The sequence below is a fragment of the Paenibacillus sp. Soil787 genome (genome assembly GCF_001429545.1).
In the GTDB taxonomy this organism is placed as follows: Bacteria; Bacillota; Bacilli; order Paenibacillales; family NBRC-103111; genus Paenibacillus_E.
The window spans coordinates 610031-622110 of sequence record NZ_LMSP01000012.1 but is presented as its reverse complement, the minus strand read 5'-3'; the positions used below and the strand labels follow the sequence as shown (position 1 = coordinate 622110).

Annotated in this window: 8 protein-coding genes; all 8 read left to right on the top strand. The window is 46.6% G+C overall.

Annotation, left to right across the window (positions count from 1 at the left end):
* Positions 1-5 precede the first annotated feature (5 nt).
* The 8 genes from ASG93_RS15430 to ASG93_RS15395 all read left to right on the top strand — a co-directional run bounded on the left by ASG93_RS15430 (position 6) and on the right by ASG93_RS15395 (position 12005).
* Complete coding sequence (locus tag ASG93_RS15430; protein ID WP_063891872.1) at positions 6-2288, top strand: penicillin-binding transpeptidase domain-containing protein; 2283 nt, start codon at positions 6-8, stop codon at positions 2286-2288.
* 86 nt (positions 2289-2374) lie between these two features.
* Entirely contained in the window at positions 2375-4303 is a 1929-nt protein-coding gene (locus ASG93_RS15425) for a stage V sporulation protein D (protein WP_056833337.1), read from the top strand.
* Between the two features lie 110 nt (positions 4304-4413).
* A complete protein-coding gene (locus tag ASG93_RS15420) occupies positions 4414-5901 on the top strand; it encodes a UDP-N-acetylmuramoyl-L-alanyl-D-glutamate--2,6-diaminopimelate ligase (RefSeq protein ID WP_056833335.1) in 1488 nt (495 codons plus the stop codon).
* Positions 5898-7295 (top strand): UDP-N-acetylmuramoyl-tripeptide--D-alanyl-D-alanine ligase, encoded by a 1398-nt coding sequence (locus ASG93_RS15415; protein ID WP_056833332.1) that lies wholly within the window; start codon positions 5898-5900, stop codon positions 7293-7295. Before ASG93_RS15420 ends, ASG93_RS15415 begins: the two co-directional genes overlap by 4 nt.
* A 99-nt stretch (positions 7296-7394) precedes the next feature.
* The gene (gene mraY / locus ASG93_RS15410) at positions 7395-8330 is read left to right on the top strand and encodes a phospho-N-acetylmuramoyl-pentapeptide-transferase (RefSeq protein WP_056833508.1); all 936 of its coding nucleotides are present in this window, start codon (positions 7395-7397) and stop codon (positions 8328-8330) included.
* A gap of 3 nt (positions 8331-8333) precedes the next feature.
* Positions 8334-9728: a UDP-N-acetylmuramoyl-L-alanine--D-glutamate ligase gene (murD, locus tag ASG93_RS15405; RefSeq protein ID WP_056833331.1), complete on the top strand. Its 1395-nt coding sequence runs from the start codon at positions 8334-8336 to the stop codon at positions 9726-9728.
* A 101-nt stretch (positions 9729-9829) separates the two neighbouring features.
* Positions 9830-10927: a stage V sporulation protein E gene (gene spoVE / locus ASG93_RS15400; RefSeq protein WP_056833329.1), complete on the top strand. Its 1098-nt coding sequence runs from the start codon at positions 9830-9832 to the stop codon at positions 10925-10927.
* A 7-nt stretch (positions 10928-10934) separates the two neighbouring features.
* Positions 10935-12005, top strand: coding sequence for an undecaprenyldiphospho-muramoylpentapeptide beta-N-acetylglucosaminyltransferase (locus tag ASG93_RS15395; protein WP_056833326.1), 1071 nt, complete (start codon positions 10935-10937; stop codon positions 12003-12005).
* Positions 12006-12080: the final 75 nt, after the last annotated feature.

Here is a 12080-nt window from a genome sequence, read left to right as displayed (position 1 = left end):
TTCATATGACAAAAAAAATTAAGTTGCGATCTTTGCTAATTGGAGGGTTTTTCACCCTTCTTTTTGTTGTCCTACTATCTAAGGTCTATTGGATTCAAGTGGTAGAAGCTTCGTGGTTGCTAGAGAAAGCCGAGAAGAGATGGGAAACAGACAAAGTGATTAATCCGGTAAGGGGTTCGATCCTGGACCGAAACAATAAAGTGCTAGCCGAGGAAGCTACGTCTTATACCATTGCACTTAATCCCAAAATGATTGATAGCAACCACATCGCTGAGGATGTTACGCAAGGATTAGCGGAAATTTTGAAAGAATCGGATGTAACGAAGCCTACGCTTGTCAATAAAATCCGTGATCGCGCTACGAAAATGAAGCCGGATGGTACGGATTTTGCGGTTTATACGGAGATTAGAAATGAAGGTTGGAAGATTGAGAAAGAGAAGGCAGATCAAATACGTGCGTTAATTTCAGTTCTTCAAGCAAAACTCAAGTTAAACGCAAAAGCTAATGTAGGAATTACTATTTTGGAAGATAAGAAACGCTATTATCCAGGTGAAACACTAGCCTCTCACATTCTTGGGTACACGAATAAAGAAGGCGAGGCTGCCATAGGATTAGAGCTTAAACTAGACCAAACCCTTAAGGGTGTTCCTGGGATGTTGAGCTATGAGAAGGATGCGAAGGGTGTTGAGCTTCCTGATTCCAAGATTGATTTCAAGCCGGCGCAAGACGGGAACAATGTGCGGCTCACCATTGATAAAAACATTCAGTATTATTTGGAGAGCGCACTTGCAAAGGTCAATGACAAGTGGCACCCTAAGAGCCTGACGGCAATTGCCGTAGATCCGCAAACGATGGAAATTTTGGGCATGGCCAATACGCCTACCTTTAACCCCAATACCTATGGGACGATTAAAGATCAAAGTGATTTTAAAAATAATGCGGTAGCCTCTCGTTACGAGCCTGGCTCTACGTTTAAGATCGTGACGTTAGCTGCTGCAGTAGAAGAAGGTCTATTCAATCCGAATGAAATGTACCAGTCTGGTAGTATTAAGGTTGAAGATAGAGAGCTTCATGATCATAACCGCGTTGGGTGGGGGAAAATATCTTTCTTGGATGGCCTTAAGCGCTCTAGTAACGTGGCCTTCGTTAAATTGGGTTACGAGAAATTAACCCCGCCTAAGCTGAAAGATTACATTACGAAATTTGGGTTTGATCAAAAAACAAATATAGATATGCCGAATGAAGTTTCCGGTTTAATCGATATGAAATATCCATCTGAGTTTGCAACAGCAACATATGGACAAGGAAAGGTCGTTGTTACAGCCATTCAACAAACAGCCGCTTATGCTGCGATGGCTAACGGCGGCAAATTGATGTGGCCTCACATTGTTAAGGATATTGTCGATCCGAAAACAGGGAAAACCATTCAATCTTTTGCACCTCAAGTCGTTAGGCAAGTCGTAAGTGAAAAGACAGCTAGTCAGGTGACCGGATATTTAGAACAAGTTGTATCAGATCAAGAGATTGGTACTGGTAAGCTTGCTTTTATGGAGGACTACCGTGTCGCAGGAAAGACAGGAACAGCTAACATAGTTCTTCCCGGTGAAAAGACGTATTCCACGGATTCATGGGTTATTTCCTTTATCGGGTATGCTCCTGCAGAAAATCCTCGTATCTTAGTTACACTGATCGCTGATCAACCTGATCTAGGCGGCAATTATCACTTAGGAGGGCAGGTATTAGCTCCTGCTTTCAAAGAAATTGTGGGTGAATCGCTGCAGTATATGGGCGTTGCTTCGAATAAGCAAACCAAAATGGTCACGAAGGAAGCGAATAAGCTTACTGTGCCTAATTTTGCAGATGTGACAGCAGAAAGCGCCAAGGCTACAGCGAAGGAGAGCGGTTTGTCACTTGAGGTTTTCGGTAAGGGAGCCAAGGTTGTGGATCAATTTCCGAAAGCAGGTACTGAAATCCTATCTACACAACGAATATATGTTGCGATGCAAGCTGTTGACGAAATGCCGCTGCCTAACTTGGTCGGCAGATCACTTCGGGATGCAGTTGAAGCTTGCTCCTTCTTTAAAGTAGACTGTCAAACCTCTGGTGAAGGATATGTCTCGGATCAAGCCACCACGGGGGAAGGCGAGGGGAGAAGTGTGACTTTGCAGCTCAAACCATTAAGCGATAAATCAGCAGCTGCAAGTTCAGCAGCTCCTACACCTACGCCAACACCAGCGTCGAATACGAAAACAGAAACGCAGCGATCTACAGCCAAAAAGACACCTTAATGGATAGCTTGTTCTAACCCCTGTTTGTCCTGAATAGTCATGTTAGGAATGATGTTGACTTATTTGGGAAGGGAGACTGAACGTTCATGCGTGTTTCTAACGTTACCGTTCGTCGCAGATTGTTTACTGCGCTCATCATTGGTACTGTCATATTTGCAGCACTTATTCTCCGTCTAGCTTATGTCCAGCTATGGATTGGACAAGACTTGGCGAATAAAGCAGAGGATAGTTGGCGAAGAAAAATAGAGTTTGCGCCCAAGCGAGGCGAGATTCAAGATCGCAATGGGATAACGATGACTTACAGTATGAGTACACCTACGATCGTGGCTATTCCTGTTCAAATTCAAGATGCCCGAAGCACTGCGGCCAAACTTGCCGAAGTGCTGCAAGGGAACGAAGATGACATTTATAAACAGATTACAAAGAAAACATCCCAAAACGATATCAAGCCTTCAGGACGGAAAATAACGATTGAAAAAGCGCAAGAAGTACGAAATCTGCATCTTCCTGGTATTGTGGTCGCAGAAGATAACAAAAGATACTACCCTTTTGGCTCATTAGCTGCCCATATTCTCGGTTTTGCTGGGTTAGATAAAGGGCTGACAGGCATTGAGGCGAAATATAACAGCCAATTGACTGGAATACCAGGAAACATATCCTATATGACTGATGCAGCAGGAAGAACGCTGGAAGGGACAACAGATACCTATACGAAGCCTAAAGACGGCCTTAATATGAAGTTGACGATTGATACTCATCTGCAATCTGTATTGGAAAGAGAATTAGATCAGGCCATGGTACAGTATAAGGCGCAAAATGTTATTGCCATCATGATGGATCCTAATAATGGTGAAATCCTTGCTATGGGAAGCAGGCCTACTTATGAACCAGGCAATTATAAGGATTTTCCGGCTGAAACTTATAACAGGAACTTACCGATTTGGAAAACATATGAGCCGGGTTCTACCTTCAAAATTATTACGCTAGCTGCGGCACTAGAGGAAAAAAAAGTTGATTTAAAAAATGAACAGTTTTACGATCCTGGATTTATTGAGGTCGGAGGGGCTAGACTCCGCTGTTGGAAACGCGGCGGTCATGGCAGTGAAACAATGCTGCAAGTCGTACAGAACTCCTGCAACCCCGGATTCGTCGTAATGGGACAGCGTTTAGGCAAGGAAAAATTGTTTGATTACATTTCAAAGTTTGGTTTTGGGAAGAAGACGGGAATTGACCTTGGCGGCGAAGAAAACGGCATTATGTTCAAACCGTCACAAGTGGGTCCGGTTGAGCTTGCAACGACGGCATTCGGTCAAGGTGTATCGGTCACTCCGATTCAGCAAATCACGGCTGTGTCTGCGGCTATTAACGGAGGAAAACTTTTTAAGCCGTATGTGGCGAAGTCATTCACGAATCCGGATACAGGTGAGATCGTTGATGTTGTAAAGCCCGAGCTTGTACGCAATGTCGTCTCGGAGGAGACATCGAAGCAAGTACGCGAAGCGCTTGAAAGCGTTGTTGCCAAAGGCACAGGACGCAATGCGTTTATCGACGGCTATCGCGTAGGTGGGAAGACGGGAACAGCGCAGAAGGTTATTAACGGACGTTATTCGCCGGATGAGCATATTGTCTCCTTCATTGGGTTCGCGCCGGCCGATAATCCGAAGATTGTCATCTATGCAGCTGTGGATGATCCTCAAGGAATTCAATTTGGAGGTCTGATTGCAGCTCCGCTTGTGAAGAATATGATGGCTGATGCTTTGCGATATATGAAAGTCGAACCGGACAAAAATCAGCTTGATAAAGATTATCGCTATGGAGAAATACCGGTTGTTGAGGTTCCGGACTTGGTTGGAGCCTCAGTTGATGATATATTAGAAGATCTGAACATGAATTTTAGGCTGGCTAAGTCCGGCAGCGGCAAATATGTGATCAGTCAAGCGCCGAAAGCGGGCTCACGAGTAGATCAAGGCTCTACAATACGCATTTTTCTCTCGAATAATGCGCCACCTCAGTAAAGTGGTTTGGTTGGCTCGAAAAAAGATTTGCAAGTAAGACATGTTTAGCTTTTCCACTGGCATAAAATTGTCAATAATAGGTAGCAATAACGTTAAGGAGAGGGTTGCTCATGAAACTTCAGGAGCTTGCTTCCGCACTGCTCATTACCCACATACATGGAGATGCTGAAACAGAGATTACTGGGATTGAAGCAGACTCTCGCAAAATAAAAACAGGGGATATGTTTCTGTGTATCCCTGGACTGACAGCAGATGGTCACGATTATGCCCCAAAAGCGATTGCGCTTGGGGCTTCTGCACTTGTAACGGAAAGAGTACTGGACTTGCCAATTCCTCAGCTTGTTGTGAAAGATGCGAGATATGCAATGGCGGCTCTATCAGCCCATTTCTATGGATATCCCAGCAAAGAACTGAAACTAATTGGCATTACGGGTACGAATGGTAAAACGACATCGACCTATTTGATCGAGAAAATACTAAGGGATCAAGGCTTTACGACAGGACTTATGGGAACGATTCAAATGAAAATCGGGGATGCCTATACGGAAATGGAGCGCACAACCCAGGAAGCCGTCGATTTACAGCGCAGCTTCCGCCAGATGTGTGAGCAAAAGACGGATTACTGCATTATGGAAGTGTCCAGCCATGCTTTGGAATTAGGTCGAGTGAAGGGCGTTCATTTCCGATCGGGTATTTTCACGAATTTAACACAAGATCATTTAGATTATCACAAAACGATGGATGCTTACGCAGCTGCAAAAGGCCTGCTCTTCTCTAGATTAGGGAATGGTTTCTCAAGCGATCTCAAGGAGCGTCAGTATGCTATTCTAAATGCGGATGATGCTGCTTCCCATACGTTCAGTAAGTTGACAGCCGCGCAAATTATTACATATGGTATAGAGAACGAATGTGATGTAAGGGCGACAAATATTCGAATTACAGCCCAAGGCACGGAATTTCAGCTTATTTCCTTTGCGGGAGAGGCTTTTTTCAGAATGAAGTTGGTGGGTAAATTCAACGTGTACAATGCTCTTGGGTCCATTGCTGCGGCACTGGCGGAAGGAATTCCCCTTGAAGCGATACGGAATAGTTTAGAAGATATTACGGTAGTAGATGGGCGTATGGAGGTTGTGAATGAAGGACAGGATTACTTAGTCTTGGTTGACTATGCTCATACCCCAGATGGACTAGAGAATGCCTTGTCTACTGTACGTGACTTTGCAGAAGGTAAAGTAATCACTGTGTTTGGCTGCGGTGGTGACCGTGATCGAACGAAACGTCCTCTTATGGGCAAGGTTACGGCCAAGTATAGTGATTATTTGTATGTGACTTCAGATAATCCGCGTACGGAAAATCCAGATGCCATTCTTGATGATATCGTTCCTGGTCTAAAAGAGGTCAATTACCCAAAAGAACAGTATGAATTAATCGTGGATCGTAAAAAAGCGATACAAAAGGCTATTGAAGGGGCAGGCCCTAAAGATGTAATATTGATAGCGGGAAAAGGCCACGAAACGTATCAGGATGTCATGGGGGTCAAGCATGATTTCGATGATCGATTGGTGGCTAAGGCTGCGATAAGGGGGAGAGGACGATGATAGAGCGCACGTTGAAACAAATGACAGACATGCTAGGCGATGAAAGTGTGCTGGTGTCCTCGGCTTCAACGGCAAAGGACATTCCAATAAAAGGCATATCTACCGACACGCGAACAATACGACCGGGAAGTCTGTTTGTGCCGCTGATTGGGGATCATTTCGATGGTCACGCTTATGCATCAGAGGCTTACAGCAAGGGTGCTGCGGCTGCCTTATGGCAAGATGACCACCCTCACCCCCCAGAAGGCATGCCGATCATTCGCGTCAAGGATACGCTAACAGCCCTGCAGCAGTTGGCAAAGTCTTATCGCAAGCAGCTGCCGGTTCGCATTATAGGCATTACGGGGAGTAATGGCAAAACGACGACCAAAGATTTAGTTGCGTCCGTATTGGGTAGTACATTTCAAGTGCACAAAACTAAGGGAAACCTGAATAATCATATTGGTTTACCGCTTACCCTGCTCGAGCTTGAAGAGACCACGCAATTCGCCGTGGTCGAGATGGGGATGAGTGGACGCGGCGAGATTGAGCTGCTATCCAATCTGGCGGAGCCGGAAGCGTCGATCATTACGATGATCGGCGAATCGCACATGCTTCAGCTGGGCTCGCGGGAAGAAATCGCTCGGGCTAAGGCCGAGATCGTTAGCGGAATGCCCAAGGGCGGACTGTTCGTCTACAACGGCGACGAACCACTGATTGAACAGGCCCTCGCGGAGCAAGGCCTGCCAGAGGGGCTGCGCCGCATCCGCTTTGGCAGCGGCGCGGGCAATGATCTGTTCCCGACCGACATCCGAATGGATGCGGACGGGGCGCACTTCCAGATCAATTCACCGGGTTACCCGGAATTGTTTATTCCCTTGCTCGGCACGCATAATGTGATTAATGCGTTAGCGGCCATTGCCATCGGCGAAGCCTTCGGCGTCTGGCCTGTGGGAATTGCAGCGGGGTTTCGCTCGCTGCAGATGACAAGCATGCGCATCGAGAAGTTGACAGCAGCCTCAGGGCTGACTGTGCTTAACGATGCGTATAACGCCAGCCCGGCATCCATGCGGGCTGCGATCGACTTGACCGAGCAGCTGCGCGGCTTCGGTCGCAAGTTCCTCGTGCTCGGCGACATGCTGGAGCTTGGCGAGCACGAAGAGCAGTTCCACCGCAGTATTGGTGCGGTGTTGTCTCCGGAACGTGTAGACTACGTCTTCACGTTCGGCCGTCTAGGCCGCTACATCGCGGATGAAGCGGCTCAGCGCTTCCCGAAGGCATGCGTGCGCGCCTTCGATGACAAAGAGCAGCTCGCGGCAGAGCTCGGGGCTGAAGTGCGAGCCGAGGACCTTGTGCTCGTAAAAGGCTCGCGAGGCATGCGTCTCGAGCAAGTGGTTAATGCCTTACTCGCCTAGATGGCGTTTGAAATGAATGATAGGATGAAACAGTAGATCGTTTTCGAAAGACGAAAACGAGCAGGGGGAACCAACGTGGAAAACGCAATTTTATTAACGATGGGCGTAGCTTTTGTACTTGCGCTTATTATGGGACCGCTTTTTATACCCATTTTGCGGCGTATGAAATTCGGACAACAAATTCGTGAGGATGGCCCGCAAGGACATCTGAAAAAACAAGGGACACCAACAATGGGCGGAGTCATCATTTTACTCGCACTGGCCCTTGCTACGCTTCGTTTTGCCGATAAAAATACGGATCTTCTAATTCTGTTAATAGCTTCTTTAGGCTATGGATTAGTTGGCTTTCTAGACGATTATATCAAAATTATTTTCAAGCGTTCACTCGGACTTACAGCGAAACAAAAGCTGTTCGGTCAGCTCTTGATCTCCGCCATTGTCTGTTACCTGCTTGTCATGCAAGGACACAGCACGGACTTATATATTCCATTTGTGGCGTTCCACTTCAATCCAGGCTGGTTGTATTTCCCATTAATGGCTATTCTGATGTTGGGCGCATCGAATGCGGTGAATTTCACCGATGGTCTTGATGGACTGCTCGCAGGGACAAGTGCCATTGCATTTGGTGCTTATACGGTTATTGCTATGAATAATACACAGCCGGAAGCGGCTATTTTCTCGGCAGCCATGGTGGGGGCCGTACTCGGTTTTCTCGTTTTTAATGCGCATCCAGCCAAAGTATTTATGGGTGATACAGGATCGCTCGGGATTGGCGGCGGCCTTGTGGCTGTTGCCATTTTGACCAAAGCTGAGCTTCTGCTTGCCATTGTTGGCGGTGTGTTCTTGGTTGAGATTCTTTCTGTTGTGATCCAAGTTGTTTCTTTCAAGACGAGAGGCAAGCGTGTTTTCAAAATGAGTCCGATCCATCATCACTTTGAATTGGTGGGTTGGTCGGAATGGCGTGTTGTTATCACATTCTGGGTCGTAGGTCTCGTACTTGCTGTACTCGGATTATATATGAATGAGGTGTTGTAGAGCATGAATCATCCGCGGGATTATCGTGGACTTGAAGTGATTATTCTGGGCTTGGCTCGCAGCGGTGTCGCTGCGGCTAAGCTTTTTCATCAAAAAGGAGCCTTGGTCACGGTCAACGACAAAAAAGAGCGAAGCGCATGCCCTGAAGCCGACGAATTAGAGGCTCTGGGTATTTCTGTTGTATGCGGCTTTCATCCGGAGTCCTTGATGCATGAGGGTGTTTCTCTCGTTGTGAAGAACCCGGGAATTCCATATACGATAGAGCCGCTTCGCAAGGCAGAAGAGCTTGGAATCGAGGTCGTGACTGAGGTTGAGGTTGCTTATCAATTCTGTGAAGCTCCAATTATTGGTATTACAGGCTCGAATGGCAAGACCACAACGACAACATTGATTGGTTTGATGCTGGACGCAGCTGGTTTATCTCCTGTTGTAGCGGGTAATATTGGGCGCGCGTTGACCGAGGCAGCGCCTGAAGTTACAGCTGATAACTGGATGGTTGTTGAGCTTAGCAGCTTTCAACTGAAAGGAACAACTGCGTTCCGGCCGACGATTGCCCTCTTGTTGAATGTGTACGAAACTCATTTGGATTATCATGGTTCCATGGATGACTATATCGCTTCGAAAGCTAAATTATTTGCGAATCAAACCGAAGAGGATACAGCAATCCTGAATTGGGATGATGAGGTGTGTCTGTCTTTAATTCCTAGTCTGAAGGCTAAACTGTTCCCTTTTTCTATGAAAGAAAAGCTCGTTTTTGGCGTTTACTTCGATGTAGAAACGGAAGTCATTGTTTACGCTAATGGAATCGGCCAAGTGCAACCCATTATGCCGGCAAGTGAAATGGGGATTCCGGGCAGCTTTAACGTCGAGAACGCGTTAGCAGCCGCGGCAGCGGCCATTACGGCAGGTGTTCAGCTAGATGCCATAGCAGATGTGCTTAGAAGCTTCCAAGGCGTAGAACACCGTCTGGAGCTCGTTAGAGAGCTGAAGGGTGTGACCTTCTATAACAATTCCAAAGCGACGAATGCGGCAGCTTCAATTAAGTCAATTGAGGCGTTCAACCAGCATGTGGTTCTCATTGCAGGAGGTTTGGATCGTGGGTCGGATTACATGGAACTTCTGCCTACTTTCCGTGAGCGGATTAAAGGCATCGTTACCCTAGGTCAAACGAAAGAGAAAATTACACATATTGCCGAGCTGGCAGGGATTAGCCGCATTGAAACCGTCGATACTGCTAAGGATGCAGCGGACGCGGTGTCTCAAGCCGTACAGCTAGCCTGGCAAATGAGTGAACCTGGAGATATTGTTCTACTTTCACCTGCTTGTGCAAGCTGGGATATGTTCCCCTCCTATGAGGACAGGGGACGCATGTTTAAGGAGTCCGTGCATAACCTTTAAATAGGGCTTATCCACATTTACTGCATGGTTTGGCGATAATGTCGCCTGCTTGCTGAATTGTAGCATGGATGACGCCTACAACACACGAAGAGGTGTCTGTTATGGGTAAAGCGCGGTCCGCTCCTGACATTTGGATTATTGTTCCAACCTTGTTGCTTTTGACAATTGGCGTTATTATGGTTTACAGCGCAAGCAGTGTTCTTGCGTTTCGCGAATTTGGCGACTCCCTTTATTACTTGAAACGTCAATTTATATTTGCTGTTTTGGGTGTTATCGCCATGTTTTTTACGATGAATGTTGATTACTTGGTTTGGAAAAGGTTTGCCCGAATAGCGCTTTTTGTTTGCTTTGCCATGTTGATTATCGTGCTGATTCCCGGCATCGGGGTTGTTCGCGGTGGGGCTAGAAGCTGGTTAGGGATTGGTGCCTTCGGTATTCAGCCGTCCGAATTTATGAAAATTGGGATGATACTCTTTTTATCCAACATGTTATCTGAACACCAAGCGAAAATAACCTTATTCAGAAAAGGATTATTGCCACCGCTTGGCATCATGGGCTTAGCCTTCGGTCTCATTATGCTTCAGCCAGACCTTGGAACTGGTGCCGTTCTCGTCGGAGCTTCGCTGCTCATCATCTACACATCGGGGGCGAGATTGCTTCATCTCTCGTATCTGGGTATGATAGGGGTTGCGGGTTTTATCGGGCTCGTCATTGCAGCCCCATACCGTTTGAAGCGAATTACAGCATTCTTGGATCCTTGGCAGGATCCCTTAGGTGCAGGTTATCAGTCGATTCAATCGCTCTATGCAATCGGACCGGGAGGCCTAGTAGGGCTTGGTCTTGGTATGAGCCGTCAGAAGTACAGTTATTTGCCAGAGCCGCAAACAGATTTTATTTTCTCCATTATTGCTGAGGAACTTGGATTTATCGGCGGTACACTTGTGCTGTTGCTCTTTACGATTCTTGTGTGGCGCGGAATGCGGGCGGCTATTACAGCACCGGATACATTTGCCAGTTTGATCGCTGTGGGCATTATCGGCATGATTGCCGTTCAAGTCATTATTAATATTGGTGTTGTTATCGGAATGTTCCCGGTAACCGGCATTACTTTGCCATTCATAAGTGCAGGAGGGTCTTCATTGACGCTTATGCTGACATCGGTCGGCATCCTGCTCAATATATCCCGCTATTCGAGGTGACAGGGGAATGAAAACGATTGTCTTTACCGGAGGAGGCTCCGCAGGACATGTTACACCTAACATAGCGCTGATGCATAAGCTTGCGCAGTTAGGTTGGGAAATTAAATACATAGGTTCGGCTACGGGCATCGAGAAAGACATCATTGAACGCGAAGGTGTACCTTTTTACTCCATTTCGTCTGGGAAATTACGTCGATATTTTGATCTGAAAAATTTCAAGGACCCTTTCAAAGTGATGAAAGGCGTCTATGAGTCTTATAGATTGCTCCGTCGTTTGAAGCCCGCCATCGTCTTTTCGAAGGGCGGGTTCGTTTCCGTCCCGGTCGTTCTAGGCAGTCGGATGAACAAGATTCCGGTGATTATTCATGAGTCAGATATAACGCCGGGGCTTGCAAACAAAATTTCAATACCTTTTGCAACCAAGGTTTGTGTTACCTTCCCGGAGTCCTTGCAGCATGTTCAAAGAGACAAGGCAGAGCTGACAGGTTTACCGATTCGTGAACATATTCTCAGTGGTAAAGCGTCTCGCGCGTACCAGCTTTGTGATTTTCATTCGCAGAAACCGGTCATTTTGGTGATGGGCGGGAGCCTAGGCTCACAAGTGATTAATCAAGCCGTCAGAGGCAACCTAGAGCGATTACTAGATCAGTTTCAGATCGTACACCTATGCGGGAAAGGCAATATTGCCTCAGAGCTTGCCAATACCCGGGGATATAAACAATTTGAATATTTGAATGAGGAGCTCCCAGATATTTTGGCAATGACAGACCTTGTTATTTCCCGGGCTGGAGCCACATCGATTTATGAATTTTTAGTCATGGAAAAGCCGATGCTGCTTATTCCTTTATCGCTGCAGGCAAGTCGAGGAGACCAGATTCTAAATGCGGAGTCATTTCAGAAGGCTGGCTATGCGGACGTTTTACAAGAAGAGGCTTTAACAGCCGATACACTTGCAGAGCATGTAGAAGCTCTTCATGCGAATCGAGAGACCCACAAGGCAGCGATGCAATCACGCAAAGAAACCGATGCAGTTGCATCGATCGTAAAACTGATTGAAACTTATAGCTTATCGACTTGATTTTGCTAAACCGAATAGGCGATTGTCACACTCTATCCGATTTTACATAAACTACACTATAACCGTGACAGACAC